This window comes from Phytohabitans sp. LZ39 (assembly GCF_059359075.1).
This window is the reverse complement of sequence record NZ_JCADBM010000026.1, coordinates 77,629-102,726: the sequence shown is the minus strand read 5'-3', so window position 1 is coordinate 102,726 and position 25,098 is coordinate 77,629. Positions and strand designations below refer to the sequence as shown.

At 71.8% G+C, this 25,098-nt stretch carries 23 protein-coding genes; 15 read left to right on the top strand and 8 right to left on the bottom strand.

Annotation, left to right across the window (positions count from 1 at the left end):
- Positions 1–78: 78 nt before the first annotated feature.
- From AC5L36_RS37465 to AC5L36_RS37455, 3 genes are read right to left on the bottom strand one after another with little or no spacing between them, the layout of a single operon-like run.
- The gene (locus AC5L36_RS37465) at positions 79–846 is read right to left on the bottom strand and encodes an SCO6745 family protein (protein ID WP_441222185.1); all 768 of its coding nucleotides are present in this window, start codon (positions 844–846) and stop codon (positions 79–81) included.
- Entirely contained in the window at positions 843–1,703 is an 861-nt protein-coding gene (locus AC5L36_RS37460) for a hypothetical protein (protein ID WP_441222184.1), read from the bottom strand. The genes AC5L36_RS37465 and AC5L36_RS37460 overlap by 4 nt, the downstream gene beginning before the upstream one ends.
- Positions 1,703–2,332: an MBL fold metallo-hydrolase gene (locus AC5L36_RS37455; RefSeq protein WP_441222183.1), complete on the bottom strand. Its 630-nt coding sequence runs from the start codon at positions 2,330–2,332 to the stop codon at positions 1,703–1,705. The genes AC5L36_RS37460 and AC5L36_RS37455 overlap by 1 nt, the downstream gene beginning before the upstream one ends.
- Before the next feature lie 322 nt (positions 2,333–2,654).
- Here AC5L36_RS37455 and AC5L36_RS37450 point away from each other — a divergent pair, with 322 nt between their 5' ends.
- Entirely contained in the window at positions 2,655–3,389 is a 735-nt protein-coding gene (locus AC5L36_RS37450) for a DUF4349 domain-containing protein (RefSeq protein WP_441222182.1), read from the top strand.
- Positions 3,390–4,594: 1,205 nt separating this feature from the next.
- Here AC5L36_RS37450 and AC5L36_RS37445 read toward each other — a convergent pair.
- Together AC5L36_RS37445 and AC5L36_RS37440 are read right to left on the bottom strand one after the other, a co-directional pair.
- A complete protein-coding gene (locus tag AC5L36_RS37445; RefSeq protein ID WP_441222180.1) occupies positions 4,595–5,860 on the bottom strand; it encodes an amidohydrolase in 1,266 nt (421 codons plus the stop codon).
- Positions 5,861–6,278: 418 nt separating this feature from the next.
- Entirely contained in the window at positions 6,279–7,847 is a 1,569-nt protein-coding gene (locus tag AC5L36_RS37440) for an acyl-CoA mutase large subunit family protein (RefSeq protein ID WP_441222178.1), read from the bottom strand.
- A 182-nt stretch (positions 7,848–8,029) separates the two neighbouring features.
- On the opposite strand from AC5L36_RS37440, the gene AC5L36_RS37435 reads away from it, so the two are divergent.
- Complete coding sequence (locus tag AC5L36_RS37435; protein WP_441222176.1) at positions 8,030–9,961, top strand: serine/threonine-protein kinase; 1,932 nt, start codon at positions 8,030–8,032, stop codon at positions 9,959–9,961.
- Positions 9,962–10,003: 42 nt separating this feature from the next.
- Positions 10,004–11,689: a phospho-sugar mutase gene (locus tag AC5L36_RS37430; RefSeq protein WP_441222174.1), complete on the top strand. Its 1,686-nt coding sequence runs from the start codon at positions 10,004–10,006 to the stop codon at positions 11,687–11,689.
- 5 nt (positions 11,690–11,694) lie between these two features.
- Here the strand turns inward: AC5L36_RS37430 and AC5L36_RS37425 are convergent, their stop codons facing one another.
- Positions 11,695–12,396, bottom strand: coding sequence for a GOLPH3/VPS74 family protein (locus AC5L36_RS37425; protein ID WP_441222172.1), 702 nt, complete (start codon positions 12,394–12,396; stop codon positions 11,695–11,697).
- 79 nt (positions 12,397–12,475) lie between these two features.
- Positions 12,476–13,108, bottom strand: a complete 633-nt coding sequence (gene upp / locus AC5L36_RS37420; RefSeq protein WP_441222170.1) for a uracil phosphoribosyltransferase — start codon at positions 13,106–13,108, stop codon at positions 12,476–12,478.
- Between the two features lie 38 nt (positions 13,109–13,146).
- On the opposite strand from upp, the gene deoC reads away from it, so the two are divergent.
- The 12 genes from deoC (at position 13,147) to AC5L36_RS37360 (ending at position 24,676) form a co-directional block, all read left to right on the top strand.
- Positions 13,147–14,100, top strand: a complete 954-nt coding sequence (gene deoC / locus AC5L36_RS37415; protein WP_441222168.1) for a deoxyribose-phosphate aldolase — start codon at positions 13,147–13,149, stop codon at positions 14,098–14,100.
- Between the two features lie 2 nt (positions 14,101–14,102).
- Positions 14,103–15,527, top strand: coding sequence for an aldehyde dehydrogenase family protein (locus tag AC5L36_RS37410; protein WP_441222166.1), 1,425 nt, complete (start codon positions 14,103–14,105; stop codon positions 15,525–15,527).
- Positions 15,517–16,344 (top strand): aldehyde dehydrogenase family protein, encoded by an 828-nt coding sequence (locus tag AC5L36_RS37405; protein WP_441222164.1) that lies wholly within the window; start codon positions 15,517–15,519, stop codon positions 16,342–16,344. Before AC5L36_RS37410 ends, AC5L36_RS37405 begins: the two co-directional genes overlap by 11 nt.
- 35 nt (positions 16,345–16,379) lie before the next feature.
- Entirely contained in the window at positions 16,380–16,763 is a 384-nt protein-coding gene (locus tag AC5L36_RS37400) for a Uma2 family endonuclease (protein WP_441222162.1), read from the top strand.
- Between the two features lie 6 nt (positions 16,764–16,769).
- A complete protein-coding gene (locus AC5L36_RS37395) occupies positions 16,770–16,910 on the top strand; it encodes a hypothetical protein (RefSeq protein WP_441222160.1) in 141 nt (46 codons plus the stop codon).
- 50 nt (positions 16,911–16,960) lie between these two features.
- Entirely contained in the window at positions 16,961–17,338 is a 378-nt protein-coding gene (locus tag AC5L36_RS37390; RefSeq protein WP_441222158.1) for a BlaI/MecI/CopY family transcriptional regulator, read from the top strand.
- Between the two features lie 5 nt (positions 17,339–17,343).
- A complete protein-coding gene (locus AC5L36_RS37385; RefSeq protein WP_441222156.1) occupies positions 17,344–18,282 on the top strand; it encodes a M56 family metallopeptidase in 939 nt (312 codons plus the stop codon).
- A 117-nt stretch (positions 18,283–18,399) separates the two neighbouring features.
- Entirely contained in the window at positions 18,400–19,662 is a 1,263-nt protein-coding gene (locus AC5L36_RS37380; protein ID WP_441222154.1) for a cytochrome ubiquinol oxidase subunit I, read from the top strand.
- A gap of 12 nt (positions 19,663–19,674) precedes the next feature.
- Positions 19,675–20,667, top strand: a complete 993-nt coding sequence (locus AC5L36_RS37375) for a cytochrome d ubiquinol oxidase subunit II (RefSeq protein WP_441222152.1) — start codon at positions 19,675–19,677, stop codon at positions 20,665–20,667.
- Complete coding sequence (gene cydD, locus AC5L36_RS37370; RefSeq protein ID WP_441222150.1) at positions 20,664–22,316, top strand: thiol reductant ABC exporter subunit CydD; 1,653 nt, start codon at positions 20,664–20,666, stop codon at positions 22,314–22,316. The genes AC5L36_RS37375 and cydD overlap by 4 nt, the downstream gene beginning before the upstream one ends.
- Positions 22,313–23,935: a thiol reductant ABC exporter subunit CydC gene (cydC, locus tag AC5L36_RS37365; RefSeq protein ID WP_441222148.1), complete on the top strand. Its 1,623-nt coding sequence runs from the start codon at positions 22,313–22,315 to the stop codon at positions 23,933–23,935. Before cydD ends, cydC begins: the two co-directional genes overlap by 4 nt.
- Before the next feature lie 57 nt (positions 23,936–23,992).
- A complete protein-coding gene (locus tag AC5L36_RS37360; RefSeq protein ID WP_441222146.1) occupies positions 23,993–24,676 on the top strand; it encodes a permease prefix domain 1-containing protein in 684 nt (227 codons plus the stop codon).
- On the opposite strand, the gene AC5L36_RS37355 is transcribed toward AC5L36_RS37360, so the two are convergent.
- Positions 24,666–25,007, bottom strand: a complete 342-nt coding sequence (locus AC5L36_RS37355) for a PadR family transcriptional regulator (RefSeq protein ID WP_441222144.1) — start codon at positions 25,005–25,007, stop codon at positions 24,666–24,668. The two genes, AC5L36_RS37360 and AC5L36_RS37355, sit on opposite strands and share 11 nt — an antisense overlap.
- Positions 25,008–25,098 lie beyond the last annotated feature (91 nt).

Here is a 25,098-nt window from a genome sequence, read left to right as displayed (position 1 = left end):
CCTTCACCGGGTGAGCGGCCGCCTTCGGCCGCGGCTCACCCGGGCCGGCGAAGCCGGCCAACGTTTGTGGCCACCGCACTAGGCCTGGCCGTTGGGTGGCGTGGGCGGCTCGTCGCGAAACAGGCGGAGCGCGCTGTCGAGCAGGCCCACCAGCTCGACCCGCTCGGCCGACTCCAGCACCGAAAACGCGTCCGCGGTGATCCGGTCGGTGACCGCCTCCGCCCACATGCGACGGCGCACGAGCGGGCCGATCGGCGGGTAGGGCGGCTGCCAGCCGAAGGCCACCGCGCCCGCCTCGCCATCCGGCCCGGCGATGATCGCCTCAAGTGGAGTGAGCCCGCTCGCCCGCACCGCGAGCAGGTGGCCGCCGCCCCGAAACTCCCGCAGGAGGTGGAGGAGGACGGCCGCGCGCGCCCCGGGTGCGTCTTCGGGCACGGGCATCGCGCGCCATGCCGCGAACAGGGGCATCCCAGCGGGGTCGGCGGACACCACGATGCGCTGGACCAGCTCTACGATGCGCCCCACGCGCGGGAAGCCCTCCAGGTGCTCGATGCCCCACCGGCAGCACTCGGCCAGCCGCTTGGCGGCCACCTCCATGGGCGGCACGACCCGGCGGGCGGCCTCCCACCCGTCGACCACCGCGTCGGGCGCGATGAAGCCGAGCGCCGCGGCCACGGTGTCGGTGCGCACGTCGCCCAGCGCACCGCCCCGTCCGGCGACGTAGAACGCCCAGCCGGACAGGCCCATCATGCGGGCGCGCCGCAGCGTACGCGGGTCTTCGCTGAATGCCCCACCCAGCTCCAGGACGCCCGCCTTCGCGGCGGCTGCGGCCTGTTCGGGGGTCACTCGCCAGATTGTGCCCTTCCGATGCGGTCCGGGTCGAGAGCCTCCAGTGCGCCCTCCACGTCGCCGGTGTGCCGCCGGGCCGTCGCCACCGCCCGCTCGGCCGCCTTGCGGGCCAGCTTGCGGCGGCTCAGCTCCTCTTCGGCGGCGGCGCGACGGCGCTCCACTTCGGCCAGTTCGGCCTCGATGTCGGCCAGGTCGTCGACGCCCCGCTGCTCGGCCTTGACGGCCCGCTCCAGGTCGGACTCGGCCTTTTTCTGCGCGGTGCGGGCGGCGGCCAGCTCCCTCTCAAGTGGACCGGTCTGGTCTTCGGCGCGCTGGGCCGGCCGCTCCGGCGCCACCGCCTCCTCTCCCGCCGTCACCAGCCGCAGCTGTGGTCGCGGCACCTCGCCGAAACCCGCGTACGCGGCGGCGCGCACCAGCCGGCCGGAGCGCACTTGGGTGGCGACGTCCTCATCGGACAGCGCGGCCGTGAGGGTGTTTTCCACCTCGCCCAGCGGCAGCTTGGCCCGGGACAGCGCCGGATCCGCTTTGAGGGCGAGCTTGCGGGCCTCGTTGACGAGGCTGGTGACCGCCTGCCGCCGCTGCGCCGACAGCTCACGCAGCTGCGGACCCTTGAGGTCGCGCTGGGCGGCGCGGAGCGCGCGGGACAGCTCGACGAGCTCACCCATCAGGTCGGGCCGCTGGATCGCGAGCAGGTTGACGATCCAGGCGGCGACGGTGGGCTTGCGCAGCTTGGCGATCTCGCGCGCGGCATCGAGGTCGCCCGCCTCCTTGGCCGCCGCCACCGCCTCGTCCCGGGCGGCGACGAAGCCCTCCGGAGGTGCGCTGTACAGGCGCTCGCCGACGTCGCCGCGCATCAGTTGATCGTAGTCCCGGGCGGCAGCCAAGCGTAGTCCGTGCCGGAGAGGCGCCCCAGGTGCGTGTTGACGATCTTCAGGCCGCGCTCGTTGAGGACGCCGTCGTGCAGCGCGTACGCCCGGCGGGGTCGCACCGCGCGGGCGAACTCGATCGCCTCGGCCAGCTTGAGCCAGGGCGCGGACACCGGCACGAACAGCGTGCCGACCTCGGCACCGAACGGCGGGTCGAACGAGTCACCCGGGTGGTAGATCTCACCCTCGACGAGGTAGCCGAGGTTGGATACGCGCGGGATCTCCGGGTGGTTGACCGCGTGCAGCCCGCCCCACGCGCTCACCTCGAAGCCGGCCGCCTGAAACGAGTCGCCCGACTCCACAGTGGTCACGGCGGCGCCCAGCCGGTCCAGAGTGGACGCGGTGCCCGCGTGCGCGTAGACCCGGAGGGACGGGTTCTTCTCGCACGCCTCGGCCACCGCCTCCACGTCGACGTGGTCGGGGTGCTCGTGCGTGACCAGCACGGCGTCCGCCCCGTCGAGCGGCTCCCGCCCGCTGAACTCGCCGGGGTCGATGACCAGGACCGCACCGTCGCGCTCGATCCGTACGCAGGAGTGACCGTACTTCGTCAACCGCATCGTGACCTCCTCGTCCTCCAACCGTGACTACCCGCAAGGCAGTCTGCCGGAACCGGCGGACGGTCGGGGCTCGTCCCAGGAAACACCAGTGGCAGACACGGATCCGTCAGGGGGCAGATAGATGTCGCACAGGAAGAAGTTGTGGAGGGTCGCGCTCGCGGCCGGCGTGGTGGCTTTCGTCGCGGCAGGCTGTGGCGGTGAGGGTGGCTCGGATTCGGCCAGTTCGTCCGTCGACGAGGCGGCTCCGGCACCCGCCCAAGGGGCGGATGCGGCTCCGAATGCGGCGGAGAAGCCGGGCGCGGATGCCGACGCGGGCGCTCCGGTGAAGTACCGCCTGGACGACCGGGCGATCATCTACACCGGCTCGATCACGGTGCGGGTGAAGGACGTGGGCGCCGCCGCCGCGCAGGCCACGTCGATCGCCACCGGCTCGGGCGGCTTCGTCGGCGGCGACAAACGGTCGAGCAACGACTCGTACGCCGAGGCCACGATCGTGCTGCGGGTGCCGGCCCCCAAGTTCGGCGCGGTGGTCGACCAGCTCGCCAAGCTCGGCGACCAGCAGCAACGCGACATCACCACCGAAGACGTCACCGAGGAGGCGCTCGATCTGGACGCCCGGATCAGCAGCCAGCGAGCCCGGGTGGACAGCGGCCGGCGGCTGCTCGCACAGGCCAAGTCGCTCAGCGACCTCGTGATGCTGGAGGGCGAGCTGGCCAAGCGGGAGGCCGACCTTGCCTCGCTGGAGGCCAAGAAGCGCCGGATGGACGACCTCACCGCCCTCTCCACGATCACCGTGACGCTGCTGGCCCCACAGGCCGAGGTCGTCACGGAAGACGACGACGAGATCGGCTTCATGACCGGCCTCAAGGCCGGCTGGACCGGCCTGGTGGGAGCGCTGGTCCTGCTGCTGACGATCGTGGGCCTGCTGCTCCCCTGGCTGATCGTGATCGTCCCGGTCGTGCTGGGGACGGTGTGGCTCGCCCGGCGCCACCACCGCCAGCGGCTCCGCGCGATGCCCGCTCCACAAACACCAGCACCGACGCCGCCATCTCCCTAGCCCGCCGACCGAGGGAGCCGGCCAAGCCGCCGGCTCCCGGGCCGTGAAGCCATTTCAAACACTTGAGCGTGGCCACGTGAGTACTGCTCCCCGTTGGTGACGCAACGTCAAAGACGTTGGGATGGCGGTTCTAGAGACCTTTCGGAGTCAGGGTCCCGCCCGGCCTGGCGTTACTTCCAGGGCAGAATTTTCCCACGCCCGCGTCAGCCGCGGACCGTATGCTCCCGCGGGCACCGCTCCCGGCCGGCGGCTCGCGGGCGAGCCGACATCCCCGGCCGTCCACTGCCGGGTCCGCGGGACAAGCCCGGAGGATCTTCGCGGGCGGTGCAGACCCCTACCCTCCGCCGCGCTGACGCACCGTAGCCAGCCCGAGGGCCGGGACTTCGAGATCTAGCGGACTTAGGGCTGAAATAACGCCCAAACTCTCCTGGATCTCAACTGCGCGCTGTTCGCATACCCCCGTGGCCGTTACTGTCCGCGACGAAGTTCCGCTGTCCGCCCTCGCCGTTAAGAGCAGCGGTCCGGACCACGACGAACATCGCGGTAGCCCAAATCTTCGTCCTAACAGAAATCCATAGCCAGGTCCCCCGACTCCGAAAGATCTCTAAAGACCTTCGGCGTCGGGGTGCCTCGCCCTTCGTGAGATGGATGGAGACATATTTGCCCACATCCGCGTCACCTGTAGGCCGTTTGCTCCAGCGGGCACCGCTCCCGGTCGGCGGCTCGTAGCCCGAGCCGAATCCCCCGGCCTTCCACTGCCGGACCCGCGATGCAAGCCCCGGGCAAGACCATGATCGGCAGCGGTTACCACCGGGCCCGCCAGATCTTGGTACGGATTGGCCCCTCCGGGGGCGCATGCGTACCAAGATCTGGCCGTTCGTGACCAGCGGCGGACGGTGCGGCGGCGGGAGCAGCGGTCCGGACCACGACGGACGCCGTGGTAGCCCGAATCTCCTTATCGCACCAACGCTTTGAGATCACAGCGACGGATCTCCTTGGCCAGACGTGATGGGACCGCGATTCCGGTTTGCGTGAAGGGGCTAACCGGGACCAACAGCGAATGGGTGAGGCCGCGGGAGCAACGGCATCGACCACAGCGGACATCGCGGTAGCCCAATTGATCTTCGGCCCCGCGCACAGACAGCCCGCTCGCACAGACAGGCCGCGCCCGCGGAGAGCGGGCGCGGCCTAGGGTGTGATTTGGGTCAGAGCATCGGGGTCGACAGGGCGGCCAGGGCCGTGTGCACCATCACCCGCACGCCGTAGCCGATGCAGCGCTCGTCGACGTCGAAGCCCGACTGGTGGATGTCGAGCGGGGCGTCGGCGCCCGGGATGCCGGTGCCGAGCCGGATCATCGCGCCCGGGACCTGCTCCACATAGAAGGCGAAATCTTCGCCGCCCATGCTGATCTCGGCCTCGACCACCCGGTCGGGACCGAGCGCCGCGCCGGCCGCGCCCGCGATGATCGCGGAGGCCATGCGGTCGTTGATCACCGGCGGGACGCCGCGGGTGTAGATGACCTCGGCGTTCGCGCCGGTGCCGGCGATCACGTCCTGGACGAGCTTTTTGATCAGCTCGGGCGCCTCGCGCCAGGCCTCGCGGTTGAGCACCCGCACGGTGCCCTTGAGGCTGCCCTCGGACGGGATCGCGTTGTATGCCTCGCCGGCGTGCACGCGGCCCCAGACCATGGAGACGCCGGCGCGCGGGTCGACCCGGCGGTCGAGCAGCGACGGCACGTCGACGATCACGCGGCCGAGTGCGTGCACGAGGTCGGCGGTCAGGTGCGGGCGGGCGGTGTGGCCGCCGCGGCCGCTCAGCCGGACCTCGACCGTGTCGGCCGCCGCGGTGAACGGGCCGGAACGCACCCCCACGAGCCCGGTGGGCAGCTGGGGCGCGCAGTGCAGGGCGTAGATGCCCGCCACGTCTTTGAGGCCGCCAGCGGCGATCACGTCGGGCGCGCCGGACGGGATCTGCTCCTCGGCCGGCTGGAAGAGCAGCCGCACGCGGCCGGGCAGCTCGCCGCGCTCGGCGAGCTGGGCCAGCGCGAGGCCGACGCCCAGCAGGATCGTCGTGTGCACATCGTGACCACACGCGTGCGCCACGTTATCCACAGTGGACCGGTACGGAACGTCCTTTGTGTCCATCAGCGGAAGCGCGTCGAGGTCAGCGCGGAGCGCGATCGCCCGGTCACCCTCGCCGATGTCGCAGATCACGCCGTTGCCCTTGGGCAGGAAGCGCGGTGAGAGCCCCGCCACAGCGAGCTCGCGGGCGACCAGCGCGGCGGTCTCGAACTCCTGGTTGGAAAGCTCCGGATGGGCGTGAATGTGACGTCGTACGGCTACCAGCTCGGCGCCCCGGGAGGCGAGCCATCGGTCTAGCTGGCCTGGCAGCGGGTCGGCCCCGGGTGGTGTCTCGGGCCACGACGATGCCAGCGGGCTGCCACTCGAGGACAGCGTCAACGCACTCGTCACGTCGAATTCTCGATCACTGTGGATGGGATAGGACTCGGACAGCCTAGACCCAGAACGGTGACGCTGCGCAACATCGTTCTGGTAGCGGTGGGCTCGCGGAGCGTTACGTAAGCCCAGGTAGGAGCGTTCGGCAAGCTGCGGAACACGGTTTGTGTCGCCTTCTAACGACCCCAAGTGTCCCACACCTCCTACAACGCGTGACGGTCTCGTCGGTCACGTCGGCCAGTTCGCAAACCAGTAAATCCACTCAAATTTGCCCGCCTGGGCGGGCGCGCCACCCACGCGGACGAACGCGATCGGCGGATGGCCAACAGTGGCACGCCGGCGCCCCACCGCCCGCACATCCCGTCCGTCAATCACGGATACCCCGTGAGTACGGCTCACATTCACGGATCGTTCGGCAATCCCGCCGAAAAGATCAAAATCGATCCGACGGGCGGTAGACGCCCCAGACCTCACGAAGTGCTCCGCTGACTTCTCCCACGGTGGCACGCGCGCGCAACGCCTCACGCATCGGATAAAGCACGTTTTCGGTGCCCTTCGCCGCGGCTCGCAGGTCCTCCAGCGCCCGCTCGACCGTGCCGGTGTCGCGCGAACGGCGCAGCTCGGCCAGCCGTGCCGCCTGCGCCTTTTCGATCGTCGGGTCGACCCGCAGCGGCTCGTACGGCTCCTCTTCGTCGAGCGCGAACCTGTTGACGCCAACGACGATCCGCTCGCCCGCGTCGATTTCCCGCGCCACCTTGTACGCCGAGGTCTCGATCTCCCGCTTTTGGAAGCCGGTCTCGATCGCGTCGACCGAGGAGCCGTGCGCGAACACGCGGTCCATCAGCTCCACCACCGCCGTCTCGATTTCGGCGGTCATCGCTTCGACCACATAGGACCCCGCGAACGGATCCACTGTGGACGTCAGGTCGGTCTCGTACGCCAGCACCTGTTGCGTGCGCAGCGCGAGGCGGGCCGCCTTTTCGGTCGGAAGCGCGATCGCTTCGTCGAAACTGTTGGTGTGCAACGACTGCGTGCCACCGAGCACCGCGGCGAGGCCCTGCACCGCGACCCGTACCAGGTTGACCTCGGGCTGCTGCGCGGTCAGCTGCACGCCCGCGGTCTGGGTGTGGAAGCGGAGCATCCACGACTTCGGGTCGCGCGCGCCGAAGTCGTCGCGCATGAGCCGCGCCCAGATCCGCCGGGCGGCGCGAAACTTCGCCACTTCCTCCAGCAGTGTGGTGCGGGCCACGAAGAAGAACGACAGGCGCGGCGCGAAGTGGTCGACGTCGAGGCCGGCGGCGAGGGCGGTGCGCACGTACTCGACGCCGTTGGCGAGCGTGAAGGCGATCTCCTGCACGGGCGTCGCGCCCGCCTCGGCCATGTGGTAGCCGGAGATCGAGATCGTGTTCCACCGCGGCACCTCCGCGCGGCAGTACGCGAACGTGTCGGCGACAAGACGCAGCGAGGGCTTCGGCGGGAAGATGTACGTCCCGCGGGCGATGTACTCCTTCAGGATGTCGTTTTGGATCGTGCCGTTGAGCGCGGGGCCGGGCACGCCCTGCTCCTCGGCCACCAGCTGGTAGAGCAGGAGCAGCAGCGAGGCGGGCGCGTTGATCGTCATCGACGTGGAGACCTTGTCGAGCGGGATCCCGTCGAAGAGCAGCCGCATGTCGTCGAGCGAGTCGATGGCCACGCCGACCTTGCCGACCTCGCCGTGCACCATCGGGTCGTCCGAGTCGTAGCCCATCTGCGTGGGCAGGTCGAACGCGACGGAGAGGCCGGTCGTGCCGGCGGCGAGCAGTTGGTGGTAGCGCGCGTTGGATTCGGCGGCCGTGCCGAATCCGGCGTACTGTCGCATGGTCCACGGCCGGGAGGTGTACATCGTCCCGTAGACGCCGCGGGTGTACGGGTACTCACCCGGCACACCCAGGCGCGACGCGAGCTGATCCGGAAGGTCGCTCTCGTCGTATACGGGTTTGATGGGAAAGCCCGACTCGCTCATTAACGGATCCTAAGGCGACACGGCTCGACGTCGCGTGAGGGATACCACACAAGTTGTACGCTAGGCCGTCAACCAACCACAACCAGTGAACCCGGGCCCCGCGACTTTTCTCCGGGCGAGCTACCCCGCAAGATAGGGGGGTTGGTTCCCCGGCCCCTCGATCCCCCTCGGTGGCATAACCAGTGACTCAGATTCCGACGTGGAGTGGCGGACAAGTCAGCCCCACCAACGGACGCGCGGCACCAGGCACCACCATCGGCGGTCGATACGCGCTGCGTGCGGCCGTGGGGCACGGCGGCATGGGCACCGTCTGGCGCGCCGCCGACACCCTGCTTCGGCGAGACGTGGCGGTCAAGGAGGTCATCCTTCCCCCGGGGATGGCGCCCAGCGACCGCGACGCGATGTACGAGCGGACGCTGCGCGAGGCCCGCGCCGCCGCCGCGCTCCAGCACCCGGCCGTCGTGCAGGTCTACGACGTGGTCCACGAGTCCGGGCGGCCGTGGATCGTGATGGAGCTGCTCGACGCGCGCAGCCTCGCCGACATGATCATCGAGGACGGGCCGGTCGCGCCGCGCGCGGTCGCCAAGATCGGCATCGCGCTGCTCGGCGCGCTGGAGGTCGCGCACGCGATCGGCGTGCTGCACCGCGACGTCAAGCCGGCCAACGTGCTGATCTGCACCGACGGCCGCTGCGTGCTCACCGACTTCGGCGTCGCCCGGATGCCCACCGACGTGCAGCTCACCACGCCGGGCATGGTGCTCGGCTCGCCACACTTCATCTCGCCCGAGCGGGCGATGGGGCAAGACTTCGGGCCGCCCAGTGACCTCTTCTCGCTCGGTGTGACGCTTTACACGGCGGTGGAGGGCCGGCCCCCGTTCGACAAGGGTGACCCGATCGAGACCATGCACGCCGTGGTCGAAGACCCGCCCGCCCCGCCGAGCCGGGCCGGCGCGCTCACCCAGGTGCTCTTCGGCCTGCTGGAGAAGGACCCGTCCCGGCGCTACGACGTGATGCTCTCCCGCAACATGCTCCGCGAGCTGCTCGCCGGCCCGCTGGCCAGCAAGGCGCCGGCGCACATGATGACCGACCCGTACGCGGTGGTGCCCGCCCAGCGCTCCGGCTGGCAGCCACCGGCGCCGGCGCCCGCGCCGCAGCCGAGCGGGCAGATCGGCGGGCGGGCGATGCTCCAGCCCGGCGAGTCGCTCACCGACCGGCTCCGCGAGCTGCAAAAGGGTGGAGCCGCGCCGCAGTCGCCCGCGCCGGTCGGCGCGCCTCGCTACGACGAGCCCACCGGCGTCGCGCCCCGCTACGACGAGTCCACGAGCGCCGCACCGACCGCGCCGATCCCGCCGCACGCACAGGTCCAGTCCGCCGCGCGGTACGACGCGCCCACCGGCGCCCAGCCCGCCTGGGAGCGGCCCGGCTGGGGCCCGCCCGGTGCCAAGCCGGCCGGCCGGGGCGCGGCGCTTGTCGAGACCGCCCGCCGCACCGGCGCGCAGCTGGTCACGACCGTCAAGGGCTGGCCGCGCAACGTGCAGATCGCCGCCGCGGCCGGCGTCGCGGCCGTGGTGCTGCTCGGCAGCATCGTGCTGCTCAGCGGCGGTGGCGGTGACGGCGACAACACGCCGGCCCAGGCGGGCAACGTCTCGTCGGAGCCGGTGGCGCCGTCGTTCGAGACCCAGCAGCACGCCGAGCGCGGCGTAAGCCTCAACGTGCCCAAGGGGTGGAAGAAGACCGGCGGCAGCGGCGTCTTCTTCGACTACACCGACCCGGCCGACAAGGGACGCCGGGTGCGCATCCTGGTGGAAAACTCCAAGGCCGAGCCGGTGCGGTTCCTACAGAGCGCCGGTAACCGGCTCCGCGACAACGTGTCGAAAAACTGCGCGCGGCCCTACGCCGAGCTGGGCCTCACCGAGGTCGAGGTCGCCGGCAAGCCGGCCGCCGAGCTGGAGTACACCTGCGGCTCCGGCGGCGACATGCGGCACGGGGTCTGGCGCGCGGTCGTCGAGGGCGGCAAGGCCTACTCGTTCTACCTGACGGCGCCCGAGAGCAAGTTCGCCGACAGCAAGCAGATCTTCGACGAGATGGTGCGGACCTTCCAGCTCACCGCGTGAGCCGGTCGCGCGGTCTTACCGGACACGTGCTATCAAAGCGGCATGGAGGAAACCTCGGCGGAATTCGGGGCACGCGACGTCGTGGGCGACCGCGGCTCCCAGCCGCAGCATGAGGGCACCCACGTAGGGCGCGCACTCGCATGGCTCGATGACGACCCCGACCCGGCGAGCCGGGACGAGTTACGCGCCGTGCTCGACCAGCTGCCGGCCAGCGCCGCCGACCTGGCCGACCGCTTCGCCGGCACGCTGGAGTTCGGCACCGCCGGGCTGCGCGGCCCGCTGCGCGCCGGCCCCAACGGCATGAACCTCGCCGTCGTCACAAGGGCGGCGGCCGGGCTCGTCGGCTGGCTCGCCGCCCGCGGGGCGCAAGGTCCGCTCGTCATCGGGTACGACGCGCGGTACGGCTCGAAGGCGTTCGCCGAGCAGACCGCCCGGGTGGCCACCGGGGCCGGCCGGGAGGCGCTGGTGCTGCCCCGCCCGCTGCCGACGCCCGTCCTGGCCTACGCGATCCGCACGCTCGGCGCGGCCGCCGGCGTGATGGTGACGGCCAGCCACAACCCGCCCCAGGACAACGGCTACAAGGTCTACCTCGGCGACGGCGCGCAGATCGTGCCGCCCGTCGACCGGGAGATCGAGGCGGCGATCCAGGCGGTCGGCCGGGTCGCGGACGTGCCGCTCGGCGCGCCGGGCGAGGTGCTCGGCGAAGACCTGATCACGTCCTATGTGGATGGCGCGGTGGCGGTGGTCGACCCGGACACCCCGCGCGACCTCGCGGTGGCGTACACGCCGCTGCACGGGGTCGGCGCGGCGGTGCTGGCGGCGGCGTTCGCCCGCGCCGGCTTCGCCCGGCCGGCCGTCGTGGCCGAGCAGGCCGAGCCGGATCCGGCGTTCCCCACCGTGGCGTTCCCCAACCCGGAGGAGCCGGGCGCGATCGACCGGGTCGTCGCGCTGGCCACGGCCAACGGCGCGGACATCGCGATCGCCAACGACCCGGACGCCGACCGGTGCGCGGTGGCCATCCCGGACCCTGTGCGCGGCTGGCGGATGCTCCGCGGCGACGAGGTCGGCGTGCTGATCGCCGACCACCTCATGCGGCAGGGCAAGCGCGGGTTGTACGCCACCACGATCGTGTCGTCTTCCCTGCTCAAGGCGATGTGCGCGGCGCGCGGCGTGCCGTACGCGGAGACGCTCACCGGGTTCAAGTGGATCGTGCGGGCCGGCGAGGGCCTGGTCTTCGGATACGAGGAGGCGCTCGGCTACTGCGTGGCGCCTGACCACGTCCGCGACAAGGACGGCATCACCGCCGCCCTCACCGTGGCCGAGCTCGCGGCGGGGCTGAAGGCCGGGCTGGGCACGCTCGCCGACCGCCTCGACGAGCTGGCCTCGGAGTTTGGCGTGTACGTGACCGACCAGCTCTCGGTGCGCGTCGACGCGCCGCACGAGATCCAGGACATCATGGCCCACCTGCGGCAGAAGACGCCGGACGCGCTCCTCGATGACGCGATCACCTCGGTGGAGGATCTCCAGCCCGACGCCGACGTGGTGATCCTGCGCACCGAGAACGCCCGCGTGGTGGTCCGCCCGTCCGGCACGGAGCCGAAGCTCAAGGCGTACCTGGAAGTGGTCGAGCCGGTCGTGGACGAGGACGTGGCCGGAGCCCGCGAACGCGCCGCGGCGTCGGTGCGGGCCCTACGTACGGAGACGGCGGCCGCGCTCGGGATCTGGTGACCCGGTCAGCCGCCAGCCGGGGTCGCGGGGCGGGGAGTGCCCAGCGCCTGCTGGATGGCCTTGGCCAGCGCCGCGATGACCAGCGCGACGCTCGGGCGGATCGTGGACTCCTCCAGGCTCACGTTGCCGGTGAAGCCGGCGCCGCCGCCGATCTTCTCCAGCTGGTTGTGCGCCTCCAGGGTCTCCTCGACGGACAGGCCCAGCGTCGGCTCCATCCGCACGGCCGCGACGAGCGTGGCCAGGGCCGCCGTGCGCTCCGCGGGCACCCCGTCGCCGTTGAGCGCCTTGCTGAGGCGGTCTCGGACCTCGTTTTCCACCGAGGCGTCGATCGTGGGGTAGCGGTGCAGGTGGACGTAGCCCTCCATCGCCGTCTCGTCGACGTCGCAGATCACGCCGCGGGCGCACAGGTCGGCCAGCACCCGGCCACGCAGCCCGTGACGCAGCCGCTGCACCCAGGAGGCGGGCGTATGCGGGGTGTCGGACGCGATCCGGGCGAGGACGTCGTCGGCGATCGGCTCACCGATCGGCTTGTCGTTGGTGACGATGATCGTGCCGTCTGAGTACGCGATCCGACCGGCGAGTGCCAGCTCCACCAGCACGGCCGCGGCCATGCCCAGGTCGAGACCGATCCGGGAGCCGATGGCCTTGCCGGACTCGTTGTCATACGCGAGCAGCAGCAGTTCCTCGGCCAACGCAACGGAGCTCATGGCCCCGAACGGTATCCCGTTCACGCTATTCACGCACTCACCCTCCCAGCCTGGTCTCAGAAGCGGGGGCTGCCGCTCCTCAGAAGCGGGGCATGCCGCCGAACTGGCGGTCGCCCGCGTCACCCAGGCCGGGGACGATGAACGCCTTGTCGTTGAGGCCTTCGTCGATCGAGGCTGTGACCAGGCGCAACGGCAGGCCGGAGCGCTCGAGGCGCTCGATGCCGGCGGGCGCGGCGAGCACGCACAGCACGATGATGTCGGTGCATCCGCGGTCGGCCAGCAGGCGGCAGCAGTGCTCCAGCGAGCCGCCGGTGGCGAGCATCGGGTCGAGCACGAAGACCGGGCGGCCGGCGAGGTCGACGGGGAGCGACTCCATGTACGCGCGCGGCTCGAAGGTGTGCTCGTCGCGGGCCAGGCCCACGAAGCCCATCGACGACTCGGGCAGCAGCGCCAGCGCCGCGTCGGCCATGCCCAGGCCGGCCCTGAGCACCGGCACGAGCAGCGGCGGGTTGGCCAGGCGGGTGCCCTCGGTCGGCGCGACCGGCGTCTGGATCGAGTAGTGCTCGACGGCCAGGGTGCGGGCGGCCTCGTACACGAGCATGGTGGTGAGCTCGTGGAGCGCGGCGCGGAACGCCGCCGAGTCGGTGCGGGCATCGCGCATCGCGGTCAGGCGCGACTGGGCCAGGGGGTGGTCAACGACGAGTACGTCCACGGCGGTCAACCTACCGTTCTCGTGTCTAGACTCGCGGTATGACGGCGACAGCGACGTCGGCGGCGCTGGCCGACATAGGGCGTTCGGATGCGACATTGCGCGCATTCCTGCACGGACTGCCCGGGGTGGATCAGGTCGGCGCCGAGCAGCGGGCCGCCATGCTCGGGACGCGTTCGATCAAGACGACCGCCAAGGCGTGGGCCATCGACCTCGCGATCCGGATGGTCGACCTGACCACCCTGGAGGGCGCGGACACGCCCGGCAAGGTGCGGGCGCTCTCCGCCAAGGCCCGGCGCCCCGATCCGGCCGACCCGTCGTGCCCGGCCGTCGCCGCGGTGTGCGTCTACCCGGCGATGGTGCCGGTCGCTTTCGACGCCCTGCGCGGCTCCGGCGTGCATCTCGCGAGTGTCGCCACGGCGTTTCCGTCCGGGCAGGCGCCGCTCGACGTCAAGCTCGCCGACACCAAGGCCGCCGTCGCGGCCGGGGCCGACGAGATCGACATGGTGATCAACAGGGGGGCTTTCCTGTCCGGGCGCTACCAGGAGGTGTACGACGAGATCGTCGCCGTGAAGGACGCCTGCGGCAGCGCCCACCTCAAGGTCATCCTGGAGACCGGCGAGCTGGCCACGTACGACAACGTGCGCCGCGCCTCCTGGCTGGCCATGCTGGCCGGCGGCGACTTCATCAAGACCTCGACGGGCAAGGTGCCGGTCGCCGCGACGCTGCCGGTGACGCTGGTCATGCTCGAGGCCGTCCGCGACTTCCGGGCCGCGTCGGGCCGCCAGGTGGGCGTCAAGCCGGCGGGCGGCATCCGCACCACGAAAGACGCGATCAAGTACCTGGTGGTGGTCAACGAGACCGCCGGCGAAGACTGGCTCGACCCGGACTGGTTCCGCTTCGGCGCCTCCACGCTCCTCAACGACCTGCTGATGCAGCGCACCAAGCTGAAGACCGGACACTACTCCGGTCCGGACTACTTCACTGTGGACTGACGATGTTCGAATACGCTCCCGCGCCCGAGTCACGCTCCATTGTAGACATCAAGCCGTCGTACGGCTTGTTCGTCAACGGCAAGTGGGTCGACGGCGAAGTGCGCAACAAGACCGTCAACCCGGCCAACGAAGAGGTGCTCGCCGAGGTCGCCTGGGCGACTGAGTCCGAAGTGGATAGTGCGGTGCGCGCGGCCCGCGCGGCGTACGAGAACGTCTGGTCGAGGATGCCCGGCCGCGAGCGCGCCAAGTACCTCTTCCGGATCGCCCGCATCATCCAGGAGCGCGGCCGCGAGCTGGCGGTGCTGGAGTCGCTCGACAACGGCAAGCCGATCCGCGAGTCGCGCGACGTCGACGTGCCGCTGGTCGCCGCGCACTTCTTCTACTACGCCGGGTGGGCCGACAAGCTGGGGTATGCCGGCTTCGGCACCGACCCCCGCCCTGTCGGTGTGGCCGGGCAGGTCATCCCGTGGAACTTCCCGCTGCTCATGCTCGCGTGGAAGATCGCGCCCGCGCTGGCCTGCGGCAATACGGTCGTGCTCAAGCCGGCCGAGACCACGCCGCTGACCGCGCTCGTGTTCGCGGAGATCTGCCAGGAGGCGGAGCTGCCGCCCGGCGTGGTCAACATCGTGACCGGCGCCGGCGAGACCGGCCACGCGCTCGTCTCGCACCCGGGCGTCGACAAGGTCGCGTTCACCGGCTCCACCGACGTGGGGCGGGCGATCGCGCGCGCGGTGGCCGGCACCCGCAAGAAGGTCACGCTGGAGCTCGGTGGCAAGGCCGCCAACATCGTCTTCGAGGACGCCCCGATCGACCAGGCCGTCGAGGGCATCGTCAACGGCATCTTCTTCAACCAGGGGCATGTGTGCTGCGCCGGCTCGCGGCTGCTGATCCAGGAGTCGGTGTACGACGAGGTGCTCGCCTCGCTCAAGCGGCGGATGGCGCTGCTGCGCGTCGGCGACCCGCTCGACAAGAACACCGACATCGGCGCCATCAACTCGGCCGCCCAGCTGGAGCGCATCCGCACGCTCTCGGAGATCGGCTCCGAGGAGGGCGCTGAGCGGTGGTCGCCGCCGTGCGAGCTGCCGGATCGAGGGTTCTGGTTCGCCCCGACGATCTTCACGGGCGTCACCCAGGCACACCGCATCGCCCGCGAGGAGATCTTCGGGCCGGTGCTGTCGGTGCTCACCTTCCGCACCCCGGCCGAGGCGGTCGAAAAGGCCAACAACACACCGTACGGTCTCTCCGCCGGCGTCTGGACCGACAAGGGCTCGCGGATCCTGTGGATGGCCGACCGGCTGCGCGCCGGCGTGGTGTGGGCCAACACGTTCAACAAGTTCGACCCGGCGTCGCCGTTCGGCGGGTACAAGGAGTCCGGCTACGGTCGCGAGGGCGGCCGGCACGGGTTGGAGGCCTACCTTGACGTCTAGTCGCCTGGCGGTCCGCAAGACGTACAAGCTCTTCATCGGCGGAAAGTTTCCACGCAGCGAGTCGGGGCGGTCGTATCTCGTGCAGGACTCCAACGTCGCACTCGCCTCGCGCAAGGACGTGCGCGACGCGGTGGTCGCCGCCCGCGCGGCGGTGAAGGGCTGGTCAGGCACCACGGCGTACAACCGGGGGCAGATCCTCTACCGGGCCGCGGAGATGCTGGAGGGTCGGCGCGACCAGTTCGTGGCGCTCGGCGAGACCGAGGCGGACGTCGACGCCGCGATCGACCGCTGGGTCTGGTATGCCGGCTGGTCCGACAAGATCGCCCAGGTGTACGGCAACGCCAACCCGGTCGCCGGCCCGTACTTCAACCTCTCCTCGCCCGAGCCCACCGGCGTGGTCGGCGTGGTCGCCCCGCCGGAGTCGCCGCTGCTCGGCCTGGTGAGCGTGGTCGCACCGGCCATCGTCACGGGCAACACGGTGGTGGTGCTCGCCGCCGAGGGCCGCCCGCTCGCCGCGGTCACGCTGGCCGAGGTGCTGGCCACCTCCGACCTGCCCGGCGGCGTGGTCAACATCCTGACCGGCAAGGTGGCCGAGACCGGGCCCTGGCTGGCCGCGCACATGGACGTCAACGCGCTCGACCTGGCCGGGGTCCGGGAGGGGGCGCTGGCGGCTTCGCTGGAGGAGGCCGCGGCCGACAACCTCAAGCGCGTGGTACGCCCGCCGGCGGGCCCGGTGGACTGGACCGCAGACCCGGGCGTCGGCAGGATGACCGCCTTCCTCGAAACCAAGACCGTCTGGCACCCCAAGGGCATTTAGCCGGTAAGCTGAGGCGGCATATGGAGGGAGGCGAGGTGACCATTACCGAGTTCATACCAATCGCCGACGAGTGGACAATTGACGACCTGGAGAACCTCCCACAGGGCGTACGTGCCGAGGTCCACAATGGTAATTTGTATGTCATGTCTCCGGCCCGGCTGTGGCATCAGCACGTTGAGAGCGCGCTACGCGACATATTTGTAAGAGCTGGCCGATTTGCATTTACCCAAGTTGGCGTGCTGCGCACCCGCAAGGACGCTCGTGTGGCAGAAGTCGGCGTCTTCCACGACCGACCAACCGACCCGAATGCCGCATGGCACGATCCGGCCGCTTTGGCCTTGATCGCCGAAGTTCGGTCTCCGTCTTCCGATAAAAAAGATCGCAATCCCACATGGTATGCCGATCGAGGAATACCATAGTATTGGTTGGCCGAGCCAATTGAGGGCGATCCCTGGGGCGCTCAGATAATCATGTACGAGTTGGCACAGAAGCCATCCGACATGAGTGAATACGTCGAGCGGCGGCGGGCCACACTTGCCGAGCTGGAGCGCGACGGTCTGGGCTGAGCTGTCCTCATGATCGCGGGCCGCGAGACAAGCCCGGTAGCATCTATGGCGTGATGCGGCTGGGTGAGTTGGAACGTGCGGTGATGGACGTGCTGTGGGATCGCGGCACGCCGTTGACCGTGCGGGAGGTCGCCGAGGCCCTGCACAACCGCGAGCTGGCATACACGACGGTCATGACCGTGCTGGATCGGCTCGCCGGCAAGGAGATGGTCGAGCGCGAGCGGGCCGGGCGGGCGTGGAGTTACCGGCCGGCCGCGAGCCGTGAGGCGTATATCGCTCAGCTCATGCTCGACGCCCTCGACCTGTCCAGCAGCCGCGACGCGGCGCTGGTGCGCTTCGCCCGTTCCGTGAGCGGCACCGAGGCCGAGGTGCTGCGGGCGGCCCTGGCCGAGGAAGCCGCGGACGGCAAAGCGGACAGGAAAGACTGACCGCCATGGTGTACGCCGTGCATTTCGCCGTCGCCGTGCTGGCGTGCTACCTCACCGCCCAGGTGTTGACGCGGTCGACCTGGACATACGATTCGCCGCGCGTCGCGATCGTCTGCTGGCAGGCGGTGGGGCTCGCGCTCGGGCTGGCGGCCATCGGGCTGCCGCTGGCGGCCGGTCTCGCGCCCTACGACGACGGCGTCGGTGACGCTCTCGTGCGGCTCGCCTCGGGTGAGCTGGTGCCGGGCTTCGGGCTGGCGCACGCGGCGCTGGTCGCGGGTGGGTTCGGCGTGGGCGGGGTGCTGGTCGGCACGACCGTCATCTGTGGACTTCGCGCGCTGAGCGCGCAGCGCCGCCACCGTGACCTGCTCACGCTCGTCGCCCGCGACGACCCGGCCGCTCCCGGCGCGCTGGTGCTCGACCACCCGAGCGCCGCGGCCTACTGCCTGCCGGGTGTGCGGCCGACCGTCGTGGTCAGCGCCGGCACGCTCAGCCTGCTCGACCGGGCCCAGCTCGCGGCCGTGCTCACGCACGAGCGGGCACACGCCGACGAGCGGCACGACTTGGTGCTGCTGCCGTTCACGGCGCTGTGCCGGGCGCTGCCCTGGGCGGCGTGGGTGCGGGCCGCGCGCGACACCGTTGCGCTGCTCGTCGAGATGCGGGCAGACGACCGGGCTCGGCGGCACCACATGGACGATGCGCTGGCCGCGGCGCTCCTGCGCTTCGCCGCCGCGCCGTCCCGGGTGACGCCGGCGGGCGCGCTCGGCATCGCGGAGAGCCGGGCCGCGCGCCCGCTGCCGATCACGCTCAGCATCGCCGACAGCCACCTCGACGCCCGGGTGCGCCGGCTGCGCACCGCCGGTCGCCCGCCGCGCGTGCGGGGTGCGATCGCGCTCGGCGTCACGGCGACCCTCGTGGCCACGACCGTCGCGCTCTTCGTCGGATAACCCGCGCCCCTCACCGCGCTGGGCCGCACTGTACAGTCATCTACTACAGGACGTCGTAGAATTAGGTAGACGTCCTACATGTAGGCTGACTGAAGAGCCGCCGACCCGGGAGGGCCCATGGACCCGCTGCTCCTCGCGCGCCTTCAGTTCGCGACCACCACCTCGATCCACTTTCTCTTCGTGCTCGTCACGCTCGGTCTCGTCACGCTGCTGGTCTACTTCCAGACCGCGTGGTTGGTCACCCGCAAGCCGGTGTACGAGCGGCTCACCCGCTTCTGGGGCACCTTCTACCTGGTCAACTACGCGCTCGGCATCACCACCGGCATCGTGATGGAGTTCCAGTTCGGGCTCAACTGGAGCGGCCTCTCGCGCTACGTCGGTAACGTCTTCGGCGCCCCGCTGGCGATCGAGACGCTGGTGGCGTTCTTCCTCGAGTCGACGCTGCTCGGCATGTGGATCTTCGGGTGGCACCGGCTGCGGCGCGGGGCGCACCTCGCGCTCCTCTACGGCGTCGCGATCACCGCGTACGCCTCGGCGTTCTGGATCCTGGTCGCCAACTCGTGGCTCCAGCACCCGGTCGGATACGAGGAGCGCGACCGCATCGCCCACCTCACCGACTTCGGGGCGCTGCTGCGCAACGAGACGTTCGGCATGGCGCTCGGCCACGTGCTGTCGGCCGCGCTCACGACCGGCGGCTTCCTCGTGGCCGGCATCGCGGCGTGGCAGCTCATCCGCCGAAACCCCGACTACGAGGCATGGCGCAAGTCGCTGCGGATCGGCGTCGTCACGGCCAGCATCGGCATCACGCTGGTGATGGGCTTCGGCTTCGCCCAGTTCGGCTACCTCGGCCGCCTCCAGCCGACCAAACTCGGCGACGAGGCGGACAAGAACGCGGCCGCCGCCGACTTCGCCGCCCGCTTCGGTGGCAGCCCGGCTGACTACCTTCCCCCGGTGGGCGCCAGCGCGGCGCTCGGCTTCATGATCCTCATCGCGTTCGCGCTGATGTGGATCTGGGTGTTCATCCCGTTCTTCTACCGCGACTGGATCATCCGCCTGAAGGTGCCGCTCTACCTGCTGCTCGTCGCCACGCCGCTGCCGTTCGTGGCGGCGATCCTCGGCTGGCTCTTCCGGGAGATCGGCCGCCAGCCCTTCGTCGTGTACGGCCTGCTGCGCACCGAAGACGCGGTCACCGGCACCAGCGGCGCGGTGATGCTCAGCTCGTTCGTCGGCTTCACCGTGCTGCTGCTCGGGCTCGCGGTCGCCGACTGGGTGCTGCTCGCCCGCGTCGCGCACCGCGGCACGGCCGACCCAGCACTCGGCCGCCGGCCGGACGAGCCGCTGCCCGTACCCGCCGACCGGCCCGAGCCGGTCCTGGCCTGACGGAGGCACACCGTGGCGACCATCTGGTACGGCCTGCTCGGCCTCTTCTTCGCCGCCTACTTCGTGCTCGGCGGCTTCGACTACGGGTCCGGCCTCCTACTCGCCCGGGCCCGCACCGGCGAAGATCGGCGGGCGGTGCTCACCGCGCTCGGCCCGTTCTTCCTCGGCAACGAGGTCTGGCTGGTGGCGGCGGTCGGCATCCTCTTCGGAGCGTTCCCGATGCTGGAGGGCGAGCTGCTCTCCGGCCTGTACCCGGCCGTGGTGCTGGCGCTGGCCGGCGTGCTCGTGGTCACCGCCGCGGTGCAGTTACGCAGCCGGCCAGCACACGGCCGCACGGCGTGGGACCGCGCCATCATCGGGGGCAGCGCGCTCGCCGCGCTGGGTTGGGGCGCGGTCCTCGGCGGGCTCCTCCAGGGCGTGCCGCTGCACGAAGACGGTCACGTCGAGGGGGTGGGGCACATCGTCACGCCGTTCGCGGCGGCGTCCGGAGTGACGCTGCTCACTCTTGTGGCGGTGCACGGCGCCGCGTTCCTCGCGCTGCGGCTGCCCGGCGGCGGGCACGCCACCATCGGCCGCCGCCTAGCGCCGTGGGCGCTCGCCGCGGTCACGGCCACCACGGTCGTGGGCCTTCTCTCTCCCCGGGTACGCGACGCGGTGCAGCGCCCGGCGGCGGCGGTACCACTGCTGTGTCTGCTGGTGGCGGCGCTGGTGGTCGCCGGCGGCGCGCTCGCCCGGGGGCGGCCGGGCGTGGGTTTCGCCGCCACGTCGGTGGCGCTGGTCGTGCCGGTGGCGCTGGTCGGCCTTGCCCTCTGGCCCTACGCGCTGGTTTCCACCGTGGATCCGGCGGCCAGCCTGACCGTCGCCGACGCCGCCGCGAGCGGTCCCACGCTGCGACTGCTGAGCTGGCTCGCGGTGCCACTCGTTCCGGCCTTATTAAGCTTCCAGGTGATGTCCTGGTGGATCTTTCGCGGACGGATCGACGGCCGGGCGCCGGTGTACTGGTGAGTCGCCGCCCCTTCGATCCACGCCTGCTGCGCCGGGTCCCCGCGACCCGGCGTCAGTTCGCCGCGCTCGCACTCCTCGGCGTGGCCGCCGCGGTGGTCGTGATCGCCCAGGCCACGACGCTGGCGGCGCTCCTTGCCGCGGCGGCGGGCGGGCGGTTGGACCGGGCGGCGCTGGCCGGGTTCGTGGTGGCGGTGGCCGCGCGGGCGGGCGTGGTGTGGGGGCAGGGCGTCGTCGCGGCCCGCGCGGCGGCCACGGTCAAGGCGGCGCTGCGCGGCGAGCTGCTCGGTGCGGTGGGGCGGCGCGGCCCGCAGTGGGTGGCCGGGCAGCGGGCCGGCGAGATCGCCACCCTGGCCGGGCGCGGGCTCGACGCGCTCGACGCGTACTTCACCGGCTACCTGCCGCAGCTCGTGCTCGGCGTGACCGTGCCGGTCGCGGTGCTCGGGCGGATGGTCTTCGCCGACTGGAGCTCCGCGCTGATCGTGGCGGTGACGCTGCCGCTCATCCCGATCTTCGGGGCGCTGCTGGGTTGGCAGACCGAGGCGGCGACCAAGCGCCAGTGGCGGCGGCTGTCGATGCTGGGCGGCCACTTCCTCGACATGGTGGCGGGGCTTGCCACGCTGCGCGCGTTCGGGCGGGAGCGGGCGCAGGTCGAGGTGGTCCGCCGGATGGCCGACGAGCACCGCACGGCGACGATGCGGACGCTGCGGATCGCGTTCCTCTCCGGCATGGTGCTGGAGCTCGTCGCCACGCTCTCGGTGGCGCTCGTCGCGGTGCCGATCGGCCTGCGGCTGCTGGAGGGCGGCGTGGGGCTGGAGACGGCGCTGCTGGTGCTGCTGCTCGCCCCGGAGGCCTACCTGCCGCTGCGCGCGGCCGGCGCCCGCTTCCACGCGAGCGTGGAAGGGCTGACCGCGCTCGACGCGGCACTGTCCCTCTCCACTGTGGAGTCTCCGGCGACCGCCGGGGTCGCGCCCGGTCCGGTGCGGGAGATCCGGCTGGAGTCGGTCACGGTCGAGTACGACCGGACGGTCGCCCTGCGGGACGTCTCGCTGACCATCCGGGCCGGCGAGCGGGTGGCGATCATCGGGCCGAGCGGCGCCGGCAAGAGCACCCTGCTGGGGCTGCTGCTCGGCTTCGTACGGCCGACCGCCGGGCGGGTCCTGATCGACGGCGTCGACCTGGCCACCCTCGACCTCGACGCCTGGCGGAGGCGGCTGGCGTGGGTGCCGCAGCGGGCCCACCTCTTCGCCGCCTCGCTCGCCGGAAACATCCGGCTCGGCGCGCCCGACGCCTCCGACGAAGCGCTGCGGATGGCAGTCAAGGTCGCCGCGCTGGACGACGTGGTCGAGGCCCTGCCCGACGGGCTCGACACGGTGCTCGGCGAGCGCGGCCACGGCCTGTCCAGCGGGCAGCGGCAGCGGGTGGCGCTGGCCCGGGCGTTCATCCGCGACGCGCCGATCCTGCTCCTCGACGAGCCCACCGCCCGGCTCGACGGCGGCTCGGAGGCGGCCGTGCTCGAGGCGACCCGGCGGCTGGTGGCCGGCCGCACGGCGCTGATGGTAGCCCACCGCCCCGCGCTGCTGGCCGAGGCCGACCGGGTGCTCCGGGTGACGGACGGGCACGTGGTCGCGCTCGCGGAGGCGCCGGCATGAGCGCCGTCCTGCGGCTCGCCCGCCCCTACCTCGGCCGGCTGATCGGCGCGGGGCTGCTCGCCGCCGGCACCGAGGCGGCCGGCGTGGCGCTGATGGCGACCGCCACCTGGCTGCTGATGACGGCCGCGGGCCAGCCGCCGATCAGCGCGCTCACGGTCGCGATCGTCTCGGTACGCGCGCTCGCGATCGGGCGGGGTGTGCTCCGGTACACCGAGCGGCTCACCGGTCACGACGCGGTGCTGCGCATCCTCACGGACGTTCGGGCGCGAGTCTTCGCGACGCTCGCCGCCCGTCCCGGCCCCACCCGCTCCGGTGACGCGCTCAGCCGCGTGGTGTCCGATGTAGACGCGGTGCAGGACCTGCTGCTGCGGGTGCTCGTCCCCGGTGCGGCGGCGGCCGCCGTCGGCGTGCTCGCGGTCGGCGGGGCGGCCCTGATCTCTCCCGCCGCCGCGGCCGCGCTCGCGGTGGGCCTGCTTGTCGCCGGCGCCGCCCTGCCCGCGGCGGCCACCGCACTGACCCGGCGTACCGCCGAGCAGGTCGCACCGCTGCGCGGCGCCCTCGCCAACGACGCGGTCGACCTGACGCACGGGGCGGCTGACCTGGCCGCGTACGGCGCGACCGGCACCGCCCTCGACGCGGCCCGGCGCCGGGCCGGCGAGTTGTCCCGGCTGGAGCGGCGGCTCGCCACGGCCGGCTGGGCGGTGGACGCGGCAGGTGTGCTCGTCTCCGGCGCCACAGCGGGCGCGGTGGCGGCGATCGCGCTGCGGGCGGACGTCGACGGGGTGCTCGTCGGCGTACTGGCCGTCGGCACGCTCGCCGCGGTCGAGACCTGCCTGGCTCTTGTCGCGGCGGCTCGGCAGTGGGTCGCCTTGCGGGCGCCACTGGCACGGGTTTCCTCCCTGCTGGTGGAGGCGCCGCCGTCAGCGCCGTCCTCTGTGGACATTTCAGCTATCACCGTGCGATACCGCCCCGATGGGCCGGCGGCGCTCGACGGGGTCCGTGTCGACCTTCCGCCCGGCCGCCGGCTCGGCGTCGTCGGGCCGAGCGGCGCGGGCAAGAGCACGCTGCTGGCCGCGCTGGCCGAGTGGGGTGGGTCGCCGCGTGAGGTGGGTGGGCTGCTCGCCGAGGCGTACGTCTTCCACGCCACCGTGCGGGAAAACCTGCTCCTCGGCCGCCCCGACGCCACCGACGACGAGCTGGCCGCGGCCTGCGCGGCGGCCGGCCTCCTCGATTGGGTACTGGACCAGCCCGAGAGCTGGGAAACGGTCGTCGGCGAGGACGGCGGCCAGCTGTCTGGCGGGCAGCGGCAGCGGCTGGCGTTGGCCCGCGCGGTGCTACTCGACCCGGCTGTGCTCCTGCTCGACGAGCCCACCGAGGGGCTCGACCCGGCGGCGGCCGACGAGGTGCTGGCCGGGGTGCTCGCAGCGGCCCGCGGCGCGGTGGTGCTCGTCACCCACCGGCTGCGCGGGCTCGAGGGCATGGACGAGGTGCTGGTGCTGGAGGCCGGCCGGGTGGTGGCGCGGGGCACCCATGCCGAGCTGGTGGAGGCACCCGGCTGGTACCGCGACCAGTGGCTCGCCCAAGAGGTGGCCGAGCGCGGCTACCTCGCCGCCGGATAGGCCCTTAGGGCCGCTCCCGGATGCCGTGTACCGCCGGCGCGTGGCACGCTCGGGGCCATGCACGCGCCCATCGACGAGTACGTCCGCGCGCTCGACCGTGCCCTCACCGGACCCGGCCGGCTCAAGGGCGACATGCTCCGCGAGGCCCGGCACGGCCTGGCGGACGCGGCGGAGGCGTACCAGGAGGAGGGCCTGCCCCGCGCGGAGGCCGAGCGGCTCGCGGTGGCCGAGTTCGGCGAGGTCCGCGTGCTCGCCCCGGAGTACCAGGCGGAGCTGGGCCTCGGCGCGGCCCGGCGGCTGGCGCTGACGATGGTGTTGGTGCCGGCGCTCTTCGCCACCCTGGCCGACTTCATGTGGCGCGGCTCGCCGTGGTCGGCCGCGGGCGCCCATCCACCGGAGGGATACCTGCTCATCTCGCGGGCGCAGGATCACCTCGGGTACGTCTGGGCCGGGCTGGCGCTGGCCGTCTACCTGTGGCTGGCGTGGGCCGCCCGGCGCGGCCGCCCGACCGGGCGCCACACCGTGCGGGCGATCGGGCTCGCCGCCCTTTCGATCGTGGGCCTGACCTGGCTTGCCAGCACCGTCATCTACCTCTGGTCGGTGTCGCTCTGGGACACGGCGCTCACCTGGCCGCCGATGATCGTGGGCGGGCTGGTGGTGGCGGCGGCGTACGGCTGGCTCGTCAGGTCGGCGGTGACCTGCGTTACCGCAGCGCCGCGCCGCCGACCGGTCACGTCGTAGCCGGTCCCGTCGTGGTGGGTCCCAGGAATCGGCCCACCGTCGTGCTCAGCTCCTCCCAGCTGGCGCGCTCGCCGGCGAGCGCGCGATGGCCGGAGTCGGTGAGGCGGTAGGTGCGGCGCTCCCGGCCGTTGACCGTGCTCCACTCGCTCTCCACGTGTCCGGCCCGCTCCAGCCGGCGCAGCGCGGGATAGATGGTGCCGGTGGGCAGGTTGAGGGTGCCGCCGCTGCGGGATTTGAGCGCCTCGATGATCGCGTAGCCGTGCAGCGCGCCGCCCTCCAGGACGGAAAGCAGCAGCGCATCGAGGTGTCCGTGCAGGGCCTGCGACTTCATAGGTAGTAAGACTACCGATCTGCGCGGGCTTCTCCAACGGGGTGCGGGCGTTCGTCGCGCAGGACGGGCTACTACTGTGTGCGCAGAGTCG

Bases quoted from the DNA above. Each gene is read 5' to 3' on its own strand.
- AC5L36_RS37455 (WP_441222183.1), bottom strand. From the start codon at position 2,332: ATGCGGTTGACGAAGTACGGTCACTCCTGCGTACGGATCGAGCGCGAC.
- cydC (WP_441222148.1), top strand. From the start codon at position 22,313: ATGAGCGCCGTCCTGCGGCTCGCCCGCCCCTACCTCGGCCGGCTGATC.
- deoC (WP_441222168.1), top strand. From the start codon at position 13,147: ATGACGGCGACAGCGACGTCGGCGGCGCTGGCCGACATAGGGCGTTCG.
- AC5L36_RS37355 (WP_441222144.1), bottom strand. From the start codon at position 25,007: ATGAAGTCGCAGGCCCTGCACGGACACCTCGATGCGCTGCTGCTTTCC.
- AC5L36_RS37380 (WP_441222154.1), top strand. From the start codon at position 18,400: ATGGACCCGCTGCTCCTCGCGCGCCTTCAGTTCGCGACCACCACCTCG.
- AC5L36_RS37410 (WP_441222166.1), top strand. From the start codon at position 14,103: ATGTTCGAATACGCTCCCGCGCCCGAGTCACGCTCCATTGTAGACATC.
- AC5L36_RS37440 (WP_441222178.1), bottom strand. From the start codon at position 7,847: ATGAGCGAGTCGGGCTTTCCCATCAAACCCGTATACGACGAGAGCGAC.
- AC5L36_RS37360 (WP_441222146.1), top strand. From the start codon at position 23,993: ATGCACGCGCCCATCGACGAGTACGTCCGCGCGCTCGACCGTGCCCTC.
- AC5L36_RS37425 (WP_441222172.1), bottom strand. From the start codon at position 12,396: ATGAGCTCCGTTGCGTTGGCCGAGGAACTGCTGCTGCTCGCGTATGAC.
- AC5L36_RS37385 (WP_441222156.1), top strand. From the start codon at position 17,344: ATGGTGTACGCCGTGCATTTCGCCGTCGCCGTGCTGGCGTGCTACCTC.
- AC5L36_RS37460 (WP_441222184.1), bottom strand. From the start codon at position 1,703: ATGCGCGGCGACGTCGGCGAGCGCCTGTACAGCGCACCTCCGGAGGGC.
- AC5L36_RS37430 (WP_441222174.1), top strand. From the start codon at position 10,004: ATGGAGGAAACCTCGGCGGAATTCGGGGCACGCGACGTCGTGGGCGAC.